At 65.0% G+C, this 22,925-nt stretch carries 26 protein-coding genes; 20 read left to right on the top strand and 6 right to left on the bottom strand.

Annotation, left to right across the window (positions count from 1 at the left end):
• Positions 1-2 precede the first annotated feature (2 nt).
• The 16 genes from N6C22_RS15480 to secY are packed head-to-tail and all read left to right on the top strand — an operon-like array spanning position 3 to position 8,571.
• Positions 3-368, top strand: a complete 366-nt coding sequence (locus tag N6C22_RS15480) for a ribonuclease P protein component 1 (protein WP_303647620.1) — start codon at positions 3-5, stop codon at positions 366-368.
• Positions 359-712: a 30S ribosomal protein S17 gene (locus tag N6C22_RS15475; RefSeq protein WP_261652023.1), complete on the top strand. Its 354-nt coding sequence runs from the start codon at positions 359-361 to the stop codon at positions 710-712. Before N6C22_RS15480 ends, N6C22_RS15475 begins: the two co-directional genes overlap by 10 nt.
• Entirely contained in the window at positions 712-1,110 is a 399-nt protein-coding gene (locus N6C22_RS15470) for a 50S ribosomal protein L14 (protein ID WP_261652022.1), read from the top strand. The genes N6C22_RS15475 and N6C22_RS15470 overlap by 1 nt, the downstream gene beginning before the upstream one ends.
• On the top strand, positions 1,107-1,463 hold the full coding sequence (rplX, locus tag N6C22_RS15465) for a 50S ribosomal protein L24 (protein ID WP_261652021.1): 357 nt from the start codon (positions 1,107-1,109) through the stop codon (positions 1,461-1,463). The genes N6C22_RS15470 and rplX overlap by 4 nt, the downstream gene beginning before the upstream one ends.
• Positions 1,460-2,161, top strand: a complete 702-nt coding sequence (locus N6C22_RS15460) for a 30S ribosomal protein S4e (RefSeq protein ID WP_261652020.1) — start codon at positions 1,460-1,462, stop codon at positions 2,159-2,161. The genes rplX and N6C22_RS15460 overlap by 4 nt, the downstream gene beginning before the upstream one ends.
• Positions 2,158-2,682 (top strand): 50S ribosomal protein L5, encoded by a 525-nt coding sequence (locus tag N6C22_RS15455; protein ID WP_261652019.1) that lies wholly within the window; start codon positions 2,158-2,160, stop codon positions 2,680-2,682. Before N6C22_RS15460 ends, N6C22_RS15455 begins: the two co-directional genes overlap by 4 nt.
• On the top strand, positions 2,675-2,851 hold the full coding sequence (locus N6C22_RS15450) for a 30S ribosomal protein S14 (protein WP_261652018.1): 177 nt from the start codon (positions 2,675-2,677) through the stop codon (positions 2,849-2,851). Before N6C22_RS15455 ends, N6C22_RS15450 begins: the two co-directional genes overlap by 8 nt.
• A 2-nt stretch (positions 2,852-2,853) precedes the next feature.
• Complete coding sequence (locus N6C22_RS15445; RefSeq protein ID WP_261652017.1) at positions 2,854-3,246, top strand: 30S ribosomal protein S8; 393 nt, start codon at positions 2,854-2,856, stop codon at positions 3,244-3,246.
• Between the two features lie 3 nt (positions 3,247-3,249).
• The gene (locus N6C22_RS15440; RefSeq protein WP_261652016.1) at positions 3,250-3,783 is read left to right on the top strand and encodes a 50S ribosomal protein L6; all 534 of its coding nucleotides are present in this window, start codon (positions 3,250-3,252) and stop codon (positions 3,781-3,783) included.
• A gap of 3 nt (positions 3,784-3,786) precedes the next feature.
• Positions 3,787-4,500, top strand: coding sequence for a 50S ribosomal protein L32e (locus tag N6C22_RS15435; RefSeq protein ID WP_261652015.1), 714 nt, complete (start codon positions 3,787-3,789; stop codon positions 4,498-4,500).
• Positions 4,493-4,942 (top strand): 50S ribosomal protein L19e, encoded by a 450-nt coding sequence (locus tag N6C22_RS15430; RefSeq protein WP_261652014.1) that lies wholly within the window; start codon positions 4,493-4,495, stop codon positions 4,940-4,942. Before N6C22_RS15435 ends, N6C22_RS15430 begins: the two co-directional genes overlap by 8 nt.
• Positions 4,943-5,494 (top strand): 50S ribosomal protein L18, encoded by a 552-nt coding sequence (locus N6C22_RS15425; RefSeq protein ID WP_261652013.1) that lies wholly within the window; start codon positions 4,943-4,945, stop codon positions 5,492-5,494.
• Positions 5,495-5,498: 4 nt separating this feature from the next.
• Positions 5,499-6,140: a 30S ribosomal protein S5 gene (locus N6C22_RS15420; RefSeq protein WP_261652012.1), complete on the top strand. Its 642-nt coding sequence runs from the start codon at positions 5,499-5,501 to the stop codon at positions 6,138-6,140.
• Positions 6,140-6,604, top strand: a complete 465-nt coding sequence (gene rpmD / locus N6C22_RS15415) for a 50S ribosomal protein L30 (protein WP_261652011.1) — start codon at positions 6,140-6,142, stop codon at positions 6,602-6,604. The genes N6C22_RS15420 and rpmD overlap by 1 nt, the downstream gene beginning before the upstream one ends.
• 2 nt (positions 6,605-6,606) lie before the next feature.
• The gene (locus N6C22_RS15410; protein ID WP_261652010.1) at positions 6,607-7,098 is read left to right on the top strand and encodes an uL15m family ribosomal protein; all 492 of its coding nucleotides are present in this window, start codon (positions 6,607-6,609) and stop codon (positions 7,096-7,098) included.
• A 3-nt stretch (positions 7,099-7,101) separates the two neighbouring features.
• Positions 7,102-8,571 (top strand): preprotein translocase subunit SecY, encoded by a 1,470-nt coding sequence (gene secY, locus N6C22_RS15405; protein ID WP_261652009.1) that lies wholly within the window; start codon positions 7,102-7,104, stop codon positions 8,569-8,571.
• Positions 8,572-8,794: 223 nt separating this feature from the next.
• On the opposite strand, the gene N6C22_RS15400 is transcribed toward secY, so the two are convergent.
• The 6 genes from N6C22_RS15400 to N6C22_RS15375 all read right to left on the bottom strand — a co-directional run bounded on the left by N6C22_RS15400 (position 8,795) and on the right by N6C22_RS15375 (position 17,976).
• Entirely contained in the window at positions 8,795-11,491 is a 2,697-nt protein-coding gene (locus N6C22_RS15400) for a hypothetical protein (RefSeq protein WP_261652008.1), read from the bottom strand.
• A gap of 564 nt (positions 11,492-12,055) precedes the next feature.
• Positions 12,056-12,931: a DUF4399 domain-containing protein gene (locus tag N6C22_RS15395; protein WP_261652007.1), complete on the bottom strand. Its 876-nt coding sequence runs from the start codon at positions 12,929-12,931 to the stop codon at positions 12,056-12,058.
• A 75-nt stretch (positions 12,932-13,006) separates the two neighbouring features.
• Entirely contained in the window at positions 13,007-14,566 is a 1,560-nt protein-coding gene (locus N6C22_RS15390) for a hypothetical protein (protein WP_261652006.1), read from the bottom strand.
• Between the two features lie 195 nt (positions 14,567-14,761).
• Positions 14,762-17,008, bottom strand: a complete 2,247-nt coding sequence (locus tag N6C22_RS15385) for an amino acid permease (protein ID WP_261652005.1) — start codon at positions 17,006-17,008, stop codon at positions 14,762-14,764.
• Positions 17,005-17,472, bottom strand: a complete 468-nt coding sequence (locus N6C22_RS15380; protein ID WP_261652004.1) for a universal stress protein — start codon at positions 17,470-17,472, stop codon at positions 17,005-17,007. The genes N6C22_RS15385 and N6C22_RS15380 overlap by 4 nt, the downstream gene beginning before the upstream one ends.
• 105 nt (positions 17,473-17,577) lie before the next feature.
• A complete protein-coding gene (locus tag N6C22_RS15375) occupies positions 17,578-17,976 on the bottom strand; it encodes a hypothetical protein (RefSeq protein WP_261652003.1) in 399 nt (132 codons plus the stop codon).
• Positions 17,977-18,250: 274 nt separating this feature from the next.
• On the opposite strand from N6C22_RS15375, the gene gcvT reads away from it, so the two are divergent.
• The 4 genes from gcvT (at position 18,251) to gcvPB (ending at position 22,745) form a co-directional block, all read left to right on the top strand.
• On the top strand, positions 18,251-19,360 hold the full coding sequence (gcvT, locus tag N6C22_RS15370) for a glycine cleavage system aminomethyltransferase GcvT (RefSeq protein ID WP_261652002.1): 1,110 nt from the start codon (positions 18,251-18,253) through the stop codon (positions 19,358-19,360).
• On the top strand, positions 19,357-19,740 hold the full coding sequence (gcvH, locus tag N6C22_RS15365) for a glycine cleavage system protein GcvH (RefSeq protein WP_261652001.1): 384 nt from the start codon (positions 19,357-19,359) through the stop codon (positions 19,738-19,740). The genes gcvT and gcvH overlap by 4 nt, the downstream gene beginning before the upstream one ends.
• 249 nt (positions 19,741-19,989) lie before the next feature.
• Entirely contained in the window at positions 19,990-21,330 is a 1,341-nt protein-coding gene (gcvPA, locus tag N6C22_RS15360; protein ID WP_261652000.1) for an aminomethyl-transferring glycine dehydrogenase subunit GcvPA, read from the top strand.
• On the top strand, positions 21,327-22,745 hold the full coding sequence (gene gcvPB, locus N6C22_RS15355; RefSeq protein ID WP_261651999.1) for an aminomethyl-transferring glycine dehydrogenase subunit GcvPB: 1,419 nt from the start codon (positions 21,327-21,329) through the stop codon (positions 22,743-22,745). Before gcvPA ends, gcvPB begins: the two co-directional genes overlap by 4 nt.
• The last annotated feature ends 180 nt before the right edge of the window (positions 22,746-22,925 follow it).

The raw sequence follows: 22,925 nt of genomic DNA, 5'->3' as shown, positions 1-22,925 counted from the left end.
CCATGGCGCTAACACCCGAGACGCTCCCACGACACGAACTCAACGGCCTCTACGTGGAGGTCGTCGACGCCGCGAACCCCGACCTCGTCGGGATAGCGGGCCGCATCGTCATCGAGACGATGCAGACCCTCCACGTGGAGGACCGTGTCGATGGCGAGTCTCGGGTGCGCCAGGTGCCGAAGCAGGGCACGGTATTCGAGTTCCGACTCACAGATGAAACCGCCGACCCCGAGAAGGGGTCGGGGACGACGTCGAAACCGGGCATCCCTACCGGCGACGACGTCGCCTACGTTACGGTGGATGGAGTCAGACTGCTCTCACGACCCGCCCTTCGCACCGAAACCACAGGTGATTCGAAATGGCGATAGGACTGAACGTACCCGAACCGGAGGGTACCTGTTCCGACGACGACTGCCCGTTCCACGGCGAACTCGCCGTGCGCGGCCAGACACTCGAAGGAACGGTAGCCTCCACAGACATGGACAAAACCGTCATCGTCGAACGTGAGTACGACGTCCGGGTTCCCAAGTACGACCGCTACATGAAGCGGCGTTCGCGGGTCCCGGCCCATGCACCGACGTGCATGGACCTCACGGTTGGCGATACGGTTCGCATCGCAGAGACACGACCACTTTCGAAGACGAAAGCCCACGTCGTCGTCGAGCAGCTCGCTCACGACGACACCTACCAGCCCCGAGGAGGTGACGAGTGATGGAGGCCCTCAAAGCCGACGTGACTCAGGGCCTCGAGAAGGGCTCGCTGCTGACGTGTTCCGACAACACCGGCGCGCGTGAGGTGAAGATCATCTCCATCGCTGGCTACCACGGAACCAAGAACCGACACCCCAAGGGGGGTATCGGTGACAAGGTGACCGTCTCCGTGACCAAGGGGACGCCCGAAGAGCGTCGCCAGGTCAAGGAAGCCGTCATCATCCGGCAGCGCAAGCCGATCCGTCGTCCCGACGGAACGCGCGTGAAGTTCGAAGACAACGCGGCCGTCCTCATCAACGAGAACGAGGAACCGCAGGGCTCGGAGATCAAGGGCCCCATCGCGCGTGAAGTGGCAGAGCGATTCGGAAGCATCGCATCCACGGCTACGATGATAGTATGACACGACAACCACGCAAACAGCGCAACCAGGCAGCACGCGCACCCCTGCACAAGAAGCAGAAGCAGGTCCGTTCGACGCTGTCCGAGGACCTCCGTGAGGAGTACGGCCGCCGTCGCGCCCGCGTCAACGAGGGCGACACGGTCGAGGTCATGCGCGGAGACTTCGCCGGCGAAGAAGGCGAAGTCCTCGACGTCGACCTCAAGTCCTCGACCATCTCGGTCGAGGGCGTGACGCTCGAGAAGGCCGACGGCGAGGAGGTTCCCCGCCGTCTGGAGCCCTCGAACGTCCGTATCACGGAGCTCGACCTCGAAGACGAGCGTCGGGTGGCGCGTCTGGAAGGTGATGCAGAATGACGAAGCACCAGAAGCGACTCTCCGTTCCGAAGTCCTGGCCCGTCGAGCGCAAGACCAACACGTTCACCGTGAAGGCCGACGCCGGCCCCCACGGCGAGGAGGGTGTCCCGCTGGTCATCCTGCTCCGCGACGTGCTCGGTTACGTCGACTCGAAGAAGGAAGCCCGCTACGCCCTCAACCAGGGCACCGTCCTGGTCAACGGCAAGGCGGTCTCCGACGAACAGCGCCCCATCGGCATGTTCGACATCGTCGCGTTCACCGAGCGTGACGAGTACTACCGCGTCTTCCCCGACGAGGGTGGCCGTCTGGCCCTCTCGCCCATCGCGGCGGACGCGGCAGACTCCAAGCTCGGCAAGATCGTCGACAAGCAGCAGGTCACCGGTGGCGAGACCCAGATCTCGCTCCACGACGGTCAGAACCTGCAGCTCGCGGACGCCAGTGAGTACAGCACGAAGGACTCCCTCGTCATCGACAACGAGACCAACGAGATCGTCGCCCACTTCCCGTACGAGGAAGGCGCGCTCGTGACCGCCGTCAAGGGCAGTCACGCGGGCGAGGTCGGCGAGATCTCCGAGATCCAGGTGACGATGGGCTCCGGGAACAACACCGTCGTCGTCGACCAGGACGACGGCTCGTTCGAGACCATCGAGAACTACGTCGTCGTCATCGACGAGAACTTCACAGGTGATGACGAATGAGCGAGGCCGAGTTCCACGAGATGCGCACGCCCACCGTCGAGAAGGTCGTCGTCCACATGGGCGTCGGCGAAGGTGGCCGCGCACTCCAGAACGCTGAAGGCATCCTCGAGGAGGTCACCGGGCAGGAGTCCGTTCGCACGCAGGCGAAGGCGACCCTCCCGGACTTCGGCATCCGTCAGGGCGACCCGATCGGCGCGAAGGTCACCCTCCGCGGTCCGGAGGCCCGCGAGTTCCTCGAGACCGCACTGCCGCTCGCCGAGATCGACGCGAAGCAGTTCGACCAGACCGGGAACTTCAGCTTCGGTGTCGAAGAGCACACCGAGTTCCCGTCTCAGGAGTACGACCCGAACATCGGTATCTTCGGACTGGACGTGACGGTCAACCTCGTCCGTCCGGGCTACCGCGTGAAGAAGCGCGACAAGCGGTCGCGTCAGATTCCGGCGGGTCACCGTCTCACCCCCGAGGACGCAGTCGCGTTCCTCGAATCGGAATTCGACGTCGAGGTGAACAAGGATGAGTGAAAGTCAAGAGCAAGAGACCGGTGAGCAGGCCGCAAAGCGAACCGGCCAGTTCGAGGAGTGCCAGCGCTGTGGCCGCAAGCAGGGCCTCGTTGGCAAGTACGACATCTGGCTGTGTCGGCAGTGCTTCCGGGAGATCGCCCGTGAGATGGGCTTCAAAAAGTACCGATAATCATGACAGCGAACGACCCATTCAGCAACGCGCTCTCCGGCGTGAACAACGCAGAGAGCGTTGGGCATCTCACACACACGGTAAAGCCCGCGTCGAACCAGATCGGCAGCGTCCTCGAGGTCTTCTACGACCACGGGTACATCGACGGCTTCGAGTTCGTCGACGACGGTAAGTCCGGTCGGTTCGAGGTCGAACTGAAAGGCGCGATCAACGAATGCGGCCCCGTCAAGCCTCGTTACTCCGTCGCGGCAGACGAGTACGAGAAGTGGGAGAAGCGATATCTCCCCGCGCGTGACTACGGTGCGCTCATCGTGACGACCAGTCAGGGCGTCATGAGCCACTACGATGCACGCGAGCAGGGCGTTGGCGGCCAGGTGATCGCATACGTCTACTAAACAATGCGAGTAGAACTGGACATTCCGGACGAAGTAAGCGCCGAGGTGGACCATCTCGACCTCACCGTCGACGGTCCCGAGGGGTCGGTCACACGACGCCTCTGGTACCCCGACATCAGCGTGAGCGTCGAGGACGACCAGGTGGTCATCGAGTCCGACGTCGAGAACGCGAAGACGCGTTCGACCGTCGGTACCTTCGAGAGCCACATCACGAACATGTTCCACGGCGTCACCGAGGGATGGGAGTACGAGATGGAAGTCTTCTACTCTCACTTCCCGATGCAGGTGAACGTCGAGGGCAGTGAGGTCGTCATCGAGAACTTCCTCGGTGAGCGCGCACCGCGACGAACGAACATCCACGGAGACACACAGGTGCAGGTCGACGGCGAAGCACTGACCCTCAGCGGCCCCAGCAAGGAGGACGTCGGGCAGACCGCCGCCGATATCGAGCAGCTGACACGCGTCAGCGGCAAGGACACCCGTGTCTTCCAGGACGGCGTGTACATCACGCAGAAGCCTCGCAAGGGAGGTGCCTAACGTATGGCAGACGAACCCCAGGAACTCGAAGACATCAGCGGTGTCGGCGAGACGAAGGCGGACGCCCTTCGCGACGCCGGCTTCGAGACCGTCGAAGACATCAAGAAGGCCTCCCAGTCCGACCTCGCAGAGGTCGAGGGCATCGGGAACGCGCTCGCTGCGCGTATCAAGGCCGACGTCGGCGACCTCGAAGTGACCGAGGAGACCGAAGCAGAGATCGAAGGCGAGGAAGAAGACGAAGCCGAGGCCGAGGCGGCCGAGGACGTCGAAACCGAACTGCAGCCCCGCGGGCTGGTCGAGAAGACCCCCGAACTCGACGAGCGGACGGAGCAGCTGCTCCAGAAGCGTCGGAAGGACGGGAAGCCGCAGTTCAACCGCCAGGACTACCACAAGAAGAAGCGCACCCCGACCTCGTGGCGCAAACCCCGCGGCGGCCTGTCCAAGCAGCGCCGTGGCATCAAGGGCAAGGGCCCGAAGGTCGAGGCTGGCTACCGCACGCCTACCGAGGTTCGCGGCAAGCACCCCTCGGGCTTCGACGAGGTCCGTGTGCACAACACGGACGACCTCGAGGGTGTCGACGGCGACACCCAGGCAGTGCGCATCGCCTCGACCGTCGGCGCTCGCAAGCGCGAGCGTATCGAGGAACAGGCAGAGGAACAGGAGATCCGGGTGCTGAACCCGACCTACGTGGAAGTCGAGGTGGAACAAGATGACTGATCTGGCAGCCCAGAAGCGACTGGCTGCGGACGTCCTCGACTGTGGGAAGAACCGCGTCTGGTTCGACCCCGACTCGCAGGGTGACATCTCCGAAGCGATCACCCGTGAGGACATCCGTGAGCTCGTCGACGAAGGCTCGATTCGAGCGAAGGAGAAGAAAGGCAACTCCAAGGGTCGCTCCCGCGAACGCAAAGCCAAGCGCGCCTACGGCCACCAGAAGGGTCCGGGCAAGCGCAAGGGCAAGAAAGGCGGTCGCGCCAACTCGAAGAAGGAGTGGCAAAAGCGTATCCGCGCGCAGCGAAAGAAGCTCAACGAACTCCGCGGCAACGGCGAGATCACGCGTACGCAGTACCGTGAGCTCTACAACAAGGCCCGTGGCGGGGAGTTCCGCAGCGTCCAGTACCTGCTGAACTACATCGACAACAACTACGGTGACGAATAAATGGCGACAGGACCACGATACAAGGTTCCGATGCGGCGTCGCCGCGAGGTCCGGACCGACTACCATCAGAGGTTGCGCCTGCTGAAATCCGGGAAACCCCGGCTCGTTGCACGCAAGAGCAACAAGCACATGACGGCGCAGCTGGTCTCCCCCGGCCCCGACGGTGACAACACACTCGCGAGTGCGCACTCGCAGGACCTGGCCGAGTACGGCTGGGAGGCTCCCACTGGGAACCTTCCGGCGGCGTACCTGACTGGGCTCCTCGCGGGCAAGCGCGCCATCGACGCAGGTCTCGACGAAGCAGTGCTCGACATCGGCCTCAACACGGCGACGCCCGGTTCGAAGGTGTTCGCCGTCCAGGAGGGCGCTATCGACGCTGGCCTCGAGATCCCGCACAACGATGCCGTGCTGGCTGACTGGCCGCGTAACCGCGGCGAGCACATCGCTGAGTACGCAGAGCAACTCGACGAGCCGCTGTACAGCGGCGACTTCGACGCAACAGACCTCCCCGCGCACTTCGACGACGTGCGTGAGACGCTGATGGAGCTCTAACAATATGGCCCGAAATTACAACGACGGCTGGGAGCCCGTCACACGACTCGGCAAGAAGGTTCAGGAGGGCGACATCGACACGATGGAAGCTGCCCTCAACTCCGGTCTCCCGCTGAAGGAGCCCGAAGTCGTCGACCAGCTCCTCCCCGGACTGGACGACGAAGTGCTGGACATCAACATGGTCCAGCGCATGACCGACTCTGGCCGACGTGTGAAGTTCCGCTGCGTCGTCGCCATCGGCAACCGCGACGGATACGTCGGGTACGCCGAAGGGCGCGACGACCAGGTCGGGGCTGCCATCCAGAAGGCGATCAGCATCGCGAAACTGAACATCATCGACGTGCCTCGCGGCTCGGGTTCGTGGGAAGACCGTTCCACGAAGCCGCACTCGCTCACCCACCGGACCTCGGGTAAAGCCGGGTCCGTCGAGGTCGAGCTCATCCCGGCCCCGCTCGGGCTGGGTCTGGCGGCGTCCGACACCGTCCGGAAGGTGCTGGAGCTCGCCGGTATCGAGGACGCGTGGACGAAGAGCTACGGGAACACGCGCACGACCGTCAACTTCGCCAAGGCGACGTTCAACGCCCTGGAGAACGCGTCGCAGTCGCGCCGTGCCCGGCAGCAGACACCTGAGGAGGTGGCCGAATAATGCAGGCAGTCGTCCAGATTCGCGGTGAGGTCGACATGTCCGGCGACATCCACGACACGCTGAAGATGCTGAATCTTCACCGCGTCAACCACGCCACGCTCGTTCCCGAGCGTGACACCTACCGTGGCATGCTCACGAAGGTGAACGACTACGTCGCGATGGGCGAGCCCAGCCAGGATGTGCTGGAGGTCGTCATCGGTACGCGTGCCGAGCCCGCAGAGGGTGACGCCGACGTGGACGATGAGTGGGTCGCCGAGAACACCGACTACGACGACATCGCCAGTCTCGCCGAGGCGCTGCTGGCCGAGGAGACGACGCTGCGCGAGCAGGGTCTCTCCCCGGTGCTGCGCCTGCACCCCCCGCGGAAGGGTCACGACGGTATCAAGCACCCGACCAAGGAAGGTGGCGAGCTCGGTAAGCACACGACCGAGGAGATCGACAAGCTCCTCAAGGCAATGCGATAACAATGACGAGCAAGAAACGACGCCAGCGCGGCTCGCGCACACACGGCGGTGGGACGCACAAGAACCGGCGTGGTGCCGGTCACCGTGGTGGCCGCGGTCGAGCTGGCCGTGACAAACACGAGTTCCACAACTACGAACCGCTCGGCAAGCACGGGTTCAAGCGCCCGCAGGACGTCCAGGACGAGGTCGCAGAGATCAACGTCCAGAAGCTGGACGAGGACATCGCCCTGTACGTCGCGGATGGCGTCGCAGAGGAGAGCGGCGACGGCTACGTCGTCGACGCTCGCGACGTCGTCGAGGACGGCCACGAGGCAGACGTCGTGAAGGTCCTCGGTGGCGGTCAGGTGCGCAACGAGCTCGAAGTCCACGCGGACGCGTTCACGGCAGGCGCTCGCGGCCTCATCGAAGAGGCCGGCGGCGAGGCCGTGCTGACCGACCGCGCGGAGGAGCCAGAACCGGAAGACACTCAAGACGAGACCGCCGACGAGGAATAAGCCATGGGATGGAAGGAGGCTGCCGAACCGGTCCTGACGCGGATGCCCGCAGTACAGCGGCCAGAAGGTCACGTCCCGTTCAAGCGCAAGCTGGGATGGACCGCTGGCGTGCTCGTACTGTACTTCTTCCTCACCACCGTCACCGTCTTCGGGACGGTTCCGGTCGGTGCGGGAGCAAGCGGCGACGCGTTCGGTCAGTTCCGCTCGATACTGGCGGGCGCGAATCGCTCGATACTGCACCTCGGTATCGGTCCGATCGTCACGGCGAGCATTGTCTTACAGCTGCTCGGTGGGGCGAACCTGCTCGGACTCGACACCAACGATCCGCGTGACCAGGTGCTCTACCAGGGCCTCCAGAAGCTGCTGGTGCTGGTGATGATCTGCCTGACCGGCCTGCCGATGGTGTTCCTCTCGAACGCCATCCTGCCGGTCGAGCAGGCGGCGGCGTCCACGATGGCCGGCATCGTCGGCACCGCGAACGCCGGACTGGCCGTCCAGTTGCTCATCTTCGCCCAGATTCTGGTCGGCGGCGTCCTCGTCCTGTTCATGGACGAGATCGTCAGCAAGTGGGGCGTCGGCTCCGGTATCGGCCTGTTCATTGTGGCAGGCGTGAGCCAGAGCCTCGTCACCGGCTTCTTCGACATGTTCGGCCGGTGGTACGCCATCGTCGTCGGCAACGTCGACTTCAACGTGCTGACCACGTCCGGCTTCGCGCAGTTCCTCGGCTCCGAGGGGCAGATAATCGCCCTCGCGACGACGATCATCATCTTCACCATCGTCGTCTACGCCGAGTCCGTGCGGGTCGAGATCCCGCTCAGTCACGCCAGGGTCAAGGGCGCACGCGGTCGCTTCCCCGTGAAGCTCATCTACGCGAGCGTCCTGCCGATGATCCTGGTTCGCGCCCTGCAGGCGAACATCCAGTTCCTCGGGCGCGGGCTGAACAGCGCGGTCGGCCTCCCGAACTGGGTCGCCCAGTACAGTGGTGGACAGGCCATCGGCGGCCTGTTCTACTACCTCGCGCCCATCCAGTCGCCCGGTGACTGGATGTGGTGGAGCACCGGACAGGCAGCCAGCATGGAGATCTGGCAGGTGCTCATCCGTGTCGGCGTCGACCTGACGTTCATGATCGCGGGCGGTGCGGTGTTCGCGATCTTCTGGGTCGAGACGACCGACATGGGTCCGAAGGCGACCGCGAAGCAGATTCAGAACTCCGGGATGCAGATCCCCGGCTTCCGCCAGAACGTCGGCGTCATCGAGAAGGTGATGGAGCGGTACATCCCGCAAGTCACCGTCATCGGTGGTGCGCTGGTCGGCCTGCTGGCGGTGCTGGCGAACATGCTCGGCACCGTCGGTGGCGTCACCGGTACCGGGCTGCTGCTGACGGTCTCCATCACGTACAAGCTGTACGAGGAGATCGCCGAGGAGCAGCTCATGGAGATGCACCCGATGATGCGCCAGATGTTCGGCAACTGAGCCGGCATCTCGAACCACTCTCGTTTCACCATTTCTTCGACGACGTTTCGCCCCGTAGTGGCCACGCAGTCGACGGTCGAGGGGTTCTCTCGCTCAGAGAACTCCGTCTGTGGCTATCACGTGAGCCAGCGTCCGTGGGACCGTGGAAGAACTATCGCGGACTGAGTGATTCCTGCGCCGACGTAGGGGATTGGAGTTGGGTGCTCGCTGCCCCCGACCGATTTCAGTGCTCGTTTCGGTTGCCGGGGCCGGGTGATTCGGTTCCGTTCCCGCGCTCGTCAGCTGGACGCCCGGTACCACCATTGTCACCCCGGTCGCCGTTTCCATGCTCGGTTCCGGGCGGTGCGTTATCTTTCCCCTTGCCGTTCCCGTGGTCGTCGGCAGGTCCCTCGTTTCCAGCCCGTTCTGCGAGGCGCTGGATGTGGTCGACTAGCTGGTCACACTGGTCGATGACGGTCTGGGTCGACGGGACGTTCGCAGCCGTGGGCTCGACGTCTACGAGCCACTTGTGCAGTTTGTCGAGGACGTCGTTCTCGAGCTTGTTGGCGGCCCCACGGTAGGCTCCCTCGTCCACTTGGCCATGCACCGCGTCGAGCTTCAGCTGAAGCGTCTCGCGCCGGCTGTCGGGGTTGTTCTCGAAGGCAGCGTCGGGGAGTGAGGCAATCATCTCAGACAGGACTTTCGAGACTGGGTCGAACGTGGTTCGGGTATCTCCAGTCACGATTTCGACTGTTGCAGCGGTGTCGCCGAAGGGGACGACGAACTGGGCGACATCACTCGTTTCCGAGCCAGTTCCGTCGTGAGTGAACGCAACTCTCGCCGTGTGTCGCTCGTCGAGTACCTCTCCGGAACCGTCTTTGACTCGAACGACGATGTCGCTGCCCTTGGCGGACGGGAGCGGTCCTCCTTCCCGGAGAGAGACATTGAACACCTCGCCGCTGGTGGTGTCGAAGAGTCCCGAGATGACCGTCCCAGTCTGACTGAAGGGACCCCTGTCGATCTCCATCGGGTGCGGGTCGAACCCGGTGTCGATTAGCTTCTGATGGGAGAGTGCGTCTGCCACGAGCCTCCCCTCCGTCTCTTCGGTGTCCTCGAGATCCGTCTCTGCAGCGTATGACATGAACGAGAAGAGTCCGTCGGTGGCCTCGTAGGTGTCCGCGGAGATATCGAACGCTGTGGAGACCACCCCGTACTCGGCGTTACTGTAGGAGGGGTGGACGTGATTGCCGTCGAACGTGTAGTCCCCACTGTACGCGTTGGTTGGTAGGAAGTGATGGGCGATCTCCTGTGCTGCTGTCTCGACGGCGGCATCACCCTCGGGTCGCCAGCGAACGCTAGCGGCCTCTTGTGGTTGGAGGAGTTCAGGGAGGCCCATCATCGGCTCGACACCGTTGGCTGCCTCGTAGTGGTGAGTGTAGAAGCTCTCGTTCTCCCCGTCACCGTTGGGAACGAGCGCGAGCGCGACGTCCACGTCGTACTCACCGTACACCTGCTCGTACACGTCGTCCATGTCTGCGATCATCCCCCAGTACCCCTGTGTCCCCGAGCCCTGAATGGGTTTCTCGAGGACTTTCACGTCGACCTGGGCTGTCGGGTACTCGTCGAGAAGGTAGTCTTCGAGATCGCTGCCGAAGGCATGGAGTGCCTCGGTGAGGGATTCGTACCCGTCCTCGTCGTAGGTGAACGTCCCGGTGTCCGTGTCGCCGTACTGGGGAACTTCCTCACCGCCTTCCATCGTCGTCGCTGCTTTCACCGTCCCGAGGCCGATCCGCAATTCCGGCATCTCCACGACCTGGAAGTCGGGACCGGCTTCTAGCGTGACCGGCTCGCCACCCGTGACCTCCCACCCGTCTCCGGAGGCGTCCTGCACCTCGATGGTGACGGACTCGAAGTCCGGGCCTGGAGTGAACACTGGCGGTGTCTGTCCCTCGAACACGTCCGCGAGCGCGGTGGCAGGTCTATCGGCATCGGCCAGCGTCTCGAGTTCGGCCCTGGTGAGCGCGACGTCGCCGACGCTCCCGTCGGGCGTCGACACCGAAATCGGCACCTCGGCGGAGTCGGGGAGGTCCGCCAGACCATCGGTTACGAGCCCGAACGCGACGGAGGTGTCGACTCCGGCGACTACCTGCGGGTCGGGAACGGAGCTATCCTCGTCGGAGTTGAGCCGGGTGTTCGTGACCGTTTGCACGAGCTTTGCGTCGTCAGCGATGTCGACGGTGGCCGTTGCTGGTCCCGACTCGTCGATGGGTCCCGTCTCGATGGTGATGTCGTCGAAGTACACGTCGAAGTCACCACTTCCCAGACGGACGTACGAAAAGTCGTCCGCGTGACCGGGAGCATCGTACTCGACGGTGTGGCTGTCGCCATCCACGGTCACGGTTTGCGTAATCGTCCCGTTGCCACCACCGTCTGGCTTCGTTCGCTCGTAGACGACTTCGAAGTCGTGCCACTCGTTCTCCGTGTACTCCGTCACGCGCTCGCCGCGCGTCTGGACCTCTCCGTTCTTGTAGAACCGGAACAGACGGATTCCACTTCCTGCACCCCACCACCCGGTTCTCGTGCGGAACTGGAGTTGGCCCTTCGAGTCGTGGCAGCCGACCCGACCGCTGGTCGTCGGACGAATCATCCCTGAGATGACCGTCTGTCCTTCTGCGGGAACGTCGGCGGGAACGTCGGCGAGCGCCTCCCAGCAGCCTCCTGGAGAGCCGCTCATCATCAGCGACTTCTGGCCTTCACCTGCGAACTGGTCTGTGACCCGTTGGTCGTGGTTCCCTTGCTTCGACCAGTCGGCCGGGTATCCTCCCGTACCGATGTCCTCGAAGTCCTGTTCGAGGACGGTCGTTATCCCCTCGCTGGCCCTGGCTACGCCCGTTATCGGGATTCCAGTCCCGACGACCGCTAGGCCAGCGGTCTTCAGCATGGATCGCCTGCTGAACTCTACTCCCCCATCCGAACAGCTGTCATTTCCCATACACCAGCCGTGATTCGCCCTGCAGAGATAAATGTATCTCAAAATTACATGATTGTCTGTGCTACATTATTTCTCAGCCACACTTTGTGAGTGTAGAAACTCCTGTCGAGTCCCGGAACTGATCGAGTACGCCCTCTCAATCAGTAGAATGAGCATCTCGTGTGTGCAGGGCTTCAGTGTGACTTGCGAATCTCTACTGCCTCTCCGCCGATACTACTTCGATAACTACCACAACCAACATATCTCGGACGGGTCTCCGTATTCCCTCCGCTACCGTGGCGACAGGAAAACGCGAATGGGGGGGAGAGGGAACGGCGATTCGACAGTGGTGGGATACCGGGGACAGTGCTCGGTCGCGGGTGCCGGTGTCGAGTTGGGTGCCGACCGTGCGACCGGAGACGTCGATGCTACTTCGAACGTGCTGCCCCGTGCCGTGATACAACGGTCTGGCCCATAGCTATGGGCCTGTTATCGCTGGCCCCCACGGTAGCAGTGACCGATTAGGGGGGTTCGTTACCGGTCCACGACGGTGATTGTCACCTCGTCGGTGAGGGGCGTGGCGAGGTGGTTGCCGTTCCCGAGCTGGCACACCAGTCGGTGCTCGCCCGCGGAAAGGTCGAGTGTCGCCTCGGGTTCGCCACCGCCGTAGTGGAGGTGCTTCGGCCCGGCGGGGATACGTCTGCCCACGGGGATGGGGTCGGTGTCGATGAGCAGGTGGGCGTGGCCGGCGTTCTGTCGGACCTGGCCTGCGGGTTCGAGGCGGACCTGCTCCGTCGTCCAGCGGACGACGAACGGGTTGGAGACGGTCGCGCCGGTTGCTGGCTGGGTGATGGTGATGCTGGCTCCCTCGACGACGGTGATGGTCACCGTGTCGGTGATGGTGGTCGCGCGGTGGTTGCCGTCGCCGAGCTGGCAGACGAGGCGGTGCTGGCCGGGCGGGAGCGCGAGGACGGTCTCGGTGGAGCCGTCGCCGAGGTGGTAGTGGCGGGCGTCGGCGGGGATTATCTCGCCCGGGGAGACCGGGTCGGTGTCGACGAGGAGGTGGAGGTGGCCGGCACCGGCCCGGGCCTGCCCGGCGGGTTCGAGGTCGACGTTCGCGGCGGCCATGACGACCGAGACGCCGTTGGCGATGACGTCGCCGTCGGTGGGCGTGACGAACGAGACGCTCGCGTCGGGTGGGTAGGGCGTCTCCCCGGCCGGGGCGGGGTCTCCGACAGGCTGCTGTTGCGGGCGGCGCGAGAGACAGCCCGCGGTGGCGAGGACGCCCGAACTCCCGAGAGCGACGAGCAGGGCGCGCCTGTCGACCCGGCGGGGGCACCCCCTGGCAGTGGTCGCTGGCGGTTCGGTCGCGACGGGAGGGGTCTGTGTTGACTCGACTGGTGACTGCATCGTGCGTGCTAGTACGGCGCGGGGTGGAATGGCCACTCCGCCAGCGAGAAACGAAATGCGGTTGTCCAGTCGGGGTCAGGCGGAGCGACGTTCGAGCACGTCCGGGCGCTCGGTCGGCGCGTCGGTGAGATACACCGAGCCGAACAGCGCGACCACGACACCGCCGATGGTGTCGTAGATGAGGTCGGAGACGGTGTCGTCGAGACCGGACTGCACGATGGGAGCCGGTTGGCCGATCCGGTCTGCGGCGAACATCACGCCGAACTCCAGCAGCTCCCAGACGACCCCGGCCGCCATCACGAACAGCAGGAGGTACAGGAAGGTGAACCAGGGCGTGAGCCGGAGCGTCTCGCTGTGGGCTTCGAGCGACCGGGCGGTGGCGTAGCCGACCGCGGCGACGACCGAGGCCGAGAGGGTGTGTGCGAGGTCGTCGTACCAGACGATGTCCCCGTAGGGGCCGAGCGTCCCGGCGGCGTGGAACAGGACCGCGCCGGTGAGCCAGCACGTCAGGTAGACGTGCAGGGTGAACCGGCGGTCGCGCCCGAGGATGGCCGGCAGGAACGTGATGGTGAACGCGCCGAGCGCGTTGACGAGGATGCCGAAGCTCTCCTGCTGGTAGCCGATGTACGCGATGCCGAGCAGGCTGAGTTGCATCAGTCTGACCAGCACGCTGGCGGCTCGTTCCGGCAGTCGCGGGCGCGTCACTGCTGCCACTTCGGCCGGGTCCGCGACCTCACCCGGAAGCGGCGTCGGTTCGCCACCGTCCGTCGCGAGCGACGTCTTCCCGGCGGTCGGGGACACGGCAGCTGTACCGTCTTCTTCCGGGCGCGACCGGCAGAAGTACCGGGCGAACAGGACGGCGACGACGATGCCCGCGACGCTGGCGATGGCGAACTCGTACATGAGCCTGTCGTTGGTCGTCACCAGCGTGAGGCCGAAGGCGTCCGTGGCGAACCAGCGCGCGATGCCCCAGAAGCCGGTCAGCCCCATGGTGGAGACGGCGACGAACAACCGCCCGAAGCTGGTCGTCATGCGGAGGCTCGTGAACTGCTGGAGCAGGGCGACGCCGAGCAGGGCGACGGCGGCCAGTGAGGCGGCGTCGACGAACATGAACACGGACTCGAAGCCACTGTTCACGAGGGTCGTTCGCAGGTACAGCACGAAGTCCCACGAGAAGTAGTACGCGAGGTCGAACCCGAACCGGTTCCCGACCGCCAGCGCCCAGAGCTTGGCGTCCCGCGCCGTCCAGACGACGTAGTCGAGGTCGTACTTCGTCGCGAGCGAGAGCGCCCAGAGCTTGGCGTCGCTCACGGAGGGGACGAGATCGTAGAGGCCGTGTTCGTTCGCGAGCGAGAGCGCCCACAGCTTCAGGTCACTCCCGGTCGCGATGAACACCTCGGAGCCGAAGATGCGCGTCGTGAGTGGAACACAGGCGATGGTGACCAGCGGCCACGGCGCGACCTGTGTCATCGAGCCCCTGGTGAGCGCGGGTCCTGCCGCGAGCACCGCGATGAACGCGGCGAGAACCGCCAGTAGCGTCGTTTCACGTGTGTACGCGAATCCGGCGAGCGCGATGAGCCCGAACACGAGCATCCACGTCAATACGGCGTTGACTGATCGAACGACGGCGCTCATTCCCCCCTCCGGCTGCGTACACCGGTGATGCCTCTCTCCCTGCTGGTGCTGGTTGTGTCCTGCAAGTCCTCCCCCTCCTTGCTATACTGACACATACTCGTCGAGCGATATTGAGAGTGGTAGAAACCGAGACGTAACGGAGTCCTGACCTATAACGTCACAGAAACGAAGGGTCGGTCGCGGTGGTCGAGCCGCTTACCGCCGACCGAACAGCCGTTCGCGGATGCTGGTCTTGCGCTCCTTCTCGGCGAGCAGGACCGAGCAGTCCACGTCGCTGATGACGTCCATGACGAGCGACCCGCGGAGCAAGCGCGAGAGCAGACCGCGCTCGGTCGCGCCGACGATGAGCATCGAGGCATCGCGCGCGTGGCGCTCGATGGCGTCCTCGACGTCGCCGCCGTCGTCCACGATGTAGGTCGCGTTCGTCAGGTCGTGGTCCGCCGCCCACTCGTTGAGGAAGGATTCGGCCTCCTCGTGGGTCTCTTCGTCCGTCCGGCGGACGTACAGTAGCTCGATCTCGGACTCGTACTGGGACTGCAGGGCGAGTGCGACCTCCGCGGAGAGGTCGGAGTCCGGGCCACCCGCAGTCGGGACCAGGACACGGTCCGGGTCGAACCCGCGGTCCTTCAGGACGAGGAAGTCACACGGGACGTCCTGGGTGAGTTCGTCCACGCGGCTCTCCGCACGGCCGTGGGAGTGCGGGCCCCAGCCCATCACGACGAGGTCCGCGTTGTGGTCGCGGGCCGCGTCGAACACCTCCTCGAACGAGCGGTGCGAGAGGATGGTGTGGGTCTCGACCGGGACGTCGAACGCTTCCGCGTCCTCCCGTGCGGAATCGAGGAGTTCCCTGTTGCCCGGGTCCATCTCGTCGACGTGGTCCTTCGCGTACGACAGCGAGGTCTGGTCGGGCACCTGGACGATGTGCGTCGCGACGACGGTGCCGCCGCGCTGTTTGGCGATGGCCGACGCGAGCGAGATGAGGTCCTTCTCGTGCTCGGGATTCGCGAGCGGGACCATCACACGGAACTGGCCGCCGTCGGGGGCGACCGTGTTCGCCGCGTTGACCGCGGAGTCGGGCATCTCGTCGGAGCGAGAGAGGATCCACTCCGAGAGTTCGCCGCTCTCGGTCGTCCGGGTCCGGGCGTAGCCGAGGTACCATGCGCTCGCGAAGATGACGAACCCGATGCTCAGGAGGATGATGTTCGGGTTGATGAACGCGATGAGGGCGAACGAGACGAACGCGCCGACGATGGGCGTGATGGGGTACAGCGGCACCGTGTACGACGGCTCGTACTCGGGGACGTCGGCCTCGCGCATCACGATGAGCGCGAGGTTGAGCAGCCCGTAGATGATGAGGTGCAGGACGCTCCCCATCGTCGCCAGCGTCTCGATGGGTGCCACGACGATGAACACGAGGATGAGTGCGCCCGTGATGGCGATGGCCCGGTAGGGCGTGCCGTAGCGGTTGTGGATCTCGTTGAGTTCCGGCGTGACGATACGGTCACGGCCCATCGCGAAGTTGATGCGCGACGACGCGAGGATGCTCGCGTTCGCGCTGGAGGCGGTCGCGAGCAGCCCACCGATGAGCATCGCGATGGCCCCCGCGGGGCCGAGCAGCAGGCGAGCGACCTCCACGACGGCAATCTTGTCGGTTCCACTCGCGAGTTCGGCGATGAACCCCTTCTCGACGGCCATGCTCATCACGACGAGGACGAGCGCGTAGATGGCCGTCACGATGAGGACGCTCCCGATGACTGCACGGGGCAGGTTCCGGTCGGGGTCCTTGATCTCCTCGGCGACACTCGTGATCTGGACGAAGCCGAGGTAGGAGACGAAGATGAGCCCCGTCGTGGTCATCATCGGCCCGAACCCGTTGCTCTCGGGCAGATTCGCAGGATTGGCCCGAAGCGCACCGACGAAGGTGAACACGGACAGGATGATGACGAGGATGATGACGATGACGTTCTGGAGCCGGCCGGTCTCCTTCGCGCCGATGTAGTTCACCATCACGAACAGGGCTGCGCCCGCGAGCGCGACGATTTTGACCGACGGGAGGGTGATACCAGCGAGCGTGTAGCCATCGGCCATGCCGAAGATGTTGCTGATGTACTGGCCGAAGCCGACCATGTAGAACGCGGATGCGAAGGCCAGCCCCATCCAGTTCGCCCAGCCGGCGATGGAGCCAAAGAGCGGGCCGAGCGCCCGGTTGACGTAGTAGTACGCACCGCCGGACTTGGGCATCGCGGTCCCGAGTTCGGACGCCGACAGCGCGGTCAGGAGCGCGATGGCACCACCGAGGACGAACGAGACGACTGCCAGCGACCCCGCCTGAAGGATGGCGTCACCGGGCAGGACGAAGATACCCGCACCGATCATCGTCCCGACCCCGATGGTCAGGGCGGCGAGTGGGCCAAGGTCTTTGGCGAGTTCCTCGTCGGTCATTCGTCACCCCCGGGGAGCGCGATGACTGGCAGTTCGGCCTCCGTCACGAGGTCGAGCGTCGTATCGCCCGTGATGAACCGCAGCAAGCGGCTCCCCTCGCGTGGGACGAACGCGACCGCGGTCGCGTCGATCTCCTTCGCCGTGTCGAAGATGGCCTTCGAGACGTTCCGGCCGTAGGCCAGTTTCGTCTCGCAGTCGACGCCAGCCTCCGCGCACTTCTCGCGCGCGACCTCGAACGCCTCCTCGGCGTACTCCTCGCGCTGTTCGACCGAGGCCTTGTCCGGTGCGCCGCCCGCCTTCTCGACGACGTGGACGATGGTCAGTCGGGACTCGTCGGGAAGGTACGGGAGAAGCGCTTCGAGTGTCGCATGCGAGTCCTTCTCGCCTGCGACCGGAACGACCGGGTGAGAGAGCAGGGAAGCGTCCATCACCCACCACCCCCGCCAGGCACGGAGTAGTTGCATCGGCGTTGCGGTTCGACGACCGTGTCGTCTCTGTTCGAGTCGCTGTGCGGTTGTCTCATGGTCGGCCGTACAAGCCCACCGACCAAATAGTGTTCTGTCTCGGAATCAGATGTCAGTAACCCAGAGGCGGTACGACTCTGGACGGTCGAACACGTCCTGGAACACCCGGTCGACGAACTGCCCGACCCGTTCGTCGTCGGTCCGTGCCGTGAGTCTGGCGTGGGTCCCCTCGGCCTCCTCCGGTTCGACGAGTTCCTCGATACTGAACGATGAGAACTCCGAACAGAGCGATTTCAGCTGTTCGAGCTCGTATTCCGTACAGTCCAGGGCCACCGTCCCGTCGAAGTACTGCACCCACGGTGCCCCGTGGCCCAGCTCGCGGTCGGTGTCGGTCGGTTCGACGGTTATCGTCGTGTAGGGACTCTCGCGCTCTCGATGTGCCGCGATGGCGTCCGCGACCAGTTCGATTCGTGTTGCCTCCGTCGACGCGTCGAATCGTGTCATGGGTGGTCTTGCTGCGTGCCTTCGGGCGGGGTGGTGTAGTGGGTTCTGATTCTGTGTCGGGAGTTCGGGTGTCCGGAGTGGTCACTGTGTCAGCCACGCCGGGGTTCGAGCGCGTTCGAGCACGGTGCAACCGCGGCACGAACGCGGAGCGGACACGTCGAGCCGTCGTCGGCTCACCCTGGCGTCCACGACCACACCACAGCACGAAACCAAGAACCGGCGACCACTCAACGGGATACGAAAACATTACTTGCCGGCGAGAGAGGGTCCAGATATGGCCCTGAGGACACCGCCGTTGCGCGAGCAACACGACGCGGCCGGCGCGAAGTTCACAGAGTTCGGCGGCTGGGATATGCCGGTCGAGTTCGAGGGAATCCGCGTCGAGCACGAGGCAGTTCGCGCCAGTGCGGGCATCTTCGACGTGTCGCACATGGGCGAGATCGAAGTGTCCGGGCCGGACGGCACCCGGTTGATGCAGCGACTGACGACCAACGACATCGAGCGACTCGGCCCCGGCGACTCGCAGTACTCCTGCATCTGTCGCGAGGACGGGGTCATCATCGACGATACGGTCGTCTACCGCTACCCCGACGAGCAACCCGACGCGGACCCGACGTACCTGTTCGTCCCGAACGCGGGCCACGAACAGGAGATGCTGGAGCGGTGGACCAGCCACCGTGACGAGTGGGGCCTCGACGCGACGGTCACCGACCGGACCGAGGAGTTCGCGATGTTCGCGGTCCAGGGGCCCGACGCGGTCGACCATGTCACGGAGGCGGCGGCGGACGAGGTCGCCGATCTCTCGCGCTTTACGGCCCGCTACACGGACGTGGCGGGCGCGGAGTGTCTGGTCGCCCGGACCGGCTACACCGGCGAGGACGGGTTCGAACTCGTCGTCCCGTGGGACGACGCCGTCGACGTGTGGGAGGCGTTCGACGACGTCCAGCCCTGCGGACTCGGGTCGCGTGACACCCTCCGGCTGGAGGCGGGCCTGCTCCTCTCCGGACAGGACTTCCACCCCGAGGACGAACCCCGGAACCCCTTCGAGGCCGGCATCGGCTTCACGGTCAAACTCGACACCGAGTTCGTCGGCCGTGACGCCCTCGAGGAGGTCAAAGAGGACGGCGTCGAGGAGAAACTCGTCGGCTTCCGGCTCGTCGACCGGGGCGTGCCCCGCCACGGCTACGACATCGCCGATACCGACGACTTCGTCATCGGCACCGTCACCAGCGGGACGATGAGCCCGACGCTGGACGAACCAATCGGCCTGGGCTACGTACCGACCGACTTCGCCGACCCCGACACCCGACTGCACATCGTCGTCCGCGGTCGGGCGAAGGAAGCAGTCGTCGAACCACTCCCCTTCTACCAACGAGACACATGAGCTTCGAGACACCTGACGACCGGAAGTACGAGGAATCGCACGAATGGGTACTGCGCGACGGCGACACCGTCCGCATCGGCATCACCGACTTCGCACAGGACGAACTGGGCGACGTGGTGTTCGTCGAACTCCCCGGTGAGGGCGACGACGTCGAACAGGGCGAGGCGTTCGGCGTCATCGAGTCCATCAAGGCCGTCTCCGACCTGTACGCGCCGGTCTCCGGCGAGGTCACCGACGTGAACGAGGAGCTGTTCGACGCGCCGGAACTCGTCAACGACGACCCCTTCGGCGACGGCTGGATGCTGGAGATCGCACTCGCCGACGAGGCCGAGCTGGACGAGCTGCTGAGTGCCGACGAGTACTCCGAGCAGGTCGCCTGAGGTCGGCCATCGGCGACCGGACCGGTTCTCTGTCGCGACACGCTGGCCGGAAAATACTGCCGCGCGGTATGCAGGAACAAGCGTATCACCAATCTTTTCGGTTCGATTATACCCACGTCCGTGCACACCAGCCGCGTGCGAACCACGGCAATCATATGCCAGTAGTCCTAACCGCGCTATTGTGAATCGAAACATCGGCCGCGGGGCGGCCGCGGGCGAGTACGCGTACACCGTAGCACCAGTCACATCATGAGTGGACACGACACAACACAGGGCAGCCCATTCGCGCCGCATACCCCGGCGGACACCGAGGCGATGCTCGATGCGATCGGCGTCGACAGCGAGGACGAGCTCTTCGACATCCCGGAGAGCGTCCTCTTCGACGGTGAGTTCGGTATCGAGGCACGCGACGAACGGACCGTACGGGCCGAAGTAGCAGCCACACTCGACCACAACGACGACCTGGTCGAACTCCTGGGACGAGGCCACTACGGCCACTACGTCCCCTCGGTCGTCGACCATCTCTCCCTTCGTTCCGAATTCCTCACCTCGTACACCCAGTACCAGCCCGAGATCACGCAGGGATTCCTGCAGGCACTGTTCGAGTACCAGTCGATGCTGGTCGAACTCACGGGACTCGGCGTCGCGAACTGTTCGATGTACGACGCCGCGACCGCGCTCGGGGAGGCGGCGACGCTCGCCGACCGACTCCGCCAGACCTCCGGGACGCAGGTGCTGGTCCCCGAGCAGCTCGCCGAGGGCCGGCGCGAGGTGCTCGCGAACTACGTCGCGGGAACAGACCTCGAGGTCGAGACGTACCCCATGGACGACGGGAACGCGGACGTCGACGCCCTCGACGGACTCGTCGGCGACGAGACGGTCATGGTGTACGCCGAGAACCCGACCGTCCGGGGCTGTGTCGAGGAGAACCTCGAGACCATCGGCGACCTCGCCGACGCCAACGACGCGCTGTTCACGCTCGGGTCCGACCCGGTCGCGCTCGCACTCCTGCAAGAGCCCGCGAGCGTCGGTGCCGACGTGGTCGTCGGTGCGGCCGACGTGCTCGGGATGCCCACCAGCTACGGGATGGGTCTCGGACTGTTCGCCACTCGCGAGGACTACGTCCGGCAGGTGCCGGGCCGTCTCGTCGGCGCGAGCGAGGATCTGGGCGGGAAGCGCACCTACACGCTCACGCTCCAGACCCGCGAGCAGCACATCCGCCGGGAGCGGGCGACCTCGAACATCTGTACGAACCAGGCGTGGGTCGCGCTCCGGGCCGCCATGCACGCGGCCTCGCTGGGCCCCGACGGGCTGGCGGACCTCGCGAAGGAGTCGGTGACGGACGCCCAGGAACTCGCAGGGCGCGTCTCGGAGATCGTCGGCGTGAAAGCGCCGGTCCACGACCGCCATCACTTCCGGGAGTTCGTCGCCCACACCGATCAGCCGGCGAAGGCCATCGCGGGTGACCTCGAAGACGAGGGCTACGCGGTCCACGTCGTCGGCGAACACGAGATACAGCTCTGCGTGACGGGGGCGACCGACTCGCAACTGGATGGGTTCGTCGAGACCTTCGCGGAGGTGGCGAGATGAAGTTCGACCAGGCCCGCTGGACCCACGACGAGGAACGCTACGAGCCACTGCTCTCGGAGAAGCACACGAAGGAAGCGGACCTCGACGACTCCCCGCTGCCGGCCGACCTCACCCGGGATTCGCTCGACCTTCCGGACCTCTCCGAGCCCGAGATCGCGCGGCACTACACCCGCCTCTCCGAGATGAACTACGGGGTCGACTCCGGGCCGTACCCGCTCGGCTCCTGTACGATGAAGTACAACCCGAAGTTCACCGAGGACGTGGCCGCCCTCGAATCCGGCGCGGTCCACCCGGCCCGGTCGGAGGAGAGCATCCAGGGCACGCTGCAGATTCTCCACGACCTGCAGGACTACCTCGGTCGCATCGGCGGGATGGACGCGGTCACGCTCCAGCCGCCCGCGGGCGCGGCCGGTGAGTTCACCGGCGTGCTCGTCGCGAAGGCGTACCACGAGCACAACGGCGAGGACCGCTCGGAGATCATCGTCCCCGAGAGCGCACACGGGACGAACTTCGCCAGTGCCGCCCTCGCGGGCTACGACGTGGTCGAACTCCCCGGTGGCGAGGACGGCCGTGTCGACCTCGAGGCACTCGAAGCCGCACTCTCCGAGGAGACCGCCCTGCTCATGCTCACCAACCCGAACACGCTCGGACTGTTCGAGCGCGACATCGAGACCATCGCCGAGATGGTCCATGATGCCGGGGGGCTGCTCTACTACGACGGCGCAAACCTGAACGCCCTGCTCGGCCGGGCCCGCCCGGGCGACATGGGCTTCGACATCATGCACTACAACGTCCACAAGACGTTCGCCACCCCGCACGGCGGCGGTGGCCCGGGTGCTGGCCCGGTCGGCGTGGTCGACGACCTCGCGCCGTTCCTCCCGCGGCCCCAGGTCGAGCGCGAGGACGGCACGTACGAACTGGTGGACCCCGAGCACTCCATCGGGAAGGTCCACGGCTACCTCGGCAACTGGCTCGTCCTGCTCAAGACGTACGCCTACATCGCCCGCCTGGGTGACCCTGGGCTCCGTGATGCGAGCGCGAAGGCCGTCCTCAACGCGAACTACCTCGCGACCCAGGTGGAGTACGAGGTCCCCTACGGACCGTTCCACCACGAGTTCGTCGCGAGCGCAGGTGACCAGGACGCGGCCGACGTGGCCAAGCGCATGCTCGACTACGGTGTCCACCCGCCGACGACGAAGTGGCCCGAGATCGTCAGCGAGGCGCTGATGACCGAGCCGACCGAGATCGAGAACAAGGAGACGCTCGACCAGCTCGCCTACGCGTTCAACGCAGTCGCGGCCGAGGACGACGAGACGCTGGAGGCGGCCCCCGAACGGACCACGGCTCGCCGCATCGACCAGACTTCGGCAGCCCGCGACCTCCGTCTGTCCTGGCAGTCGCTGGCCGACGAGTAACCTCCTGCGGTCCTACGGTTCGCGTTCTTTTTCGAGTCGGTTGGTGAGCTAGCGCGTCGCTCGTCGGTCAGTAGCTGGCTACCTCGGTGAGAAGCGTCTCTAGCGCGCCGGTTCACCACAGGCACCTGATTTGCTATCGCAGCATGTGGTTTACGAATAGCAATCACGCCGGTGATAGCT

The sequence above is a fragment of the Haloarchaeobius sp. HME9146 genome, assembly GCF_025399835.1.
Taxonomy (GTDB): domain Archaea; phylum Halobacteriota; class Halobacteria; order Halobacteriales; family Natrialbaceae; genus Haloarchaeobius.
This window is presented reverse-complemented; position numbering and strand designations above follow the sequence as displayed.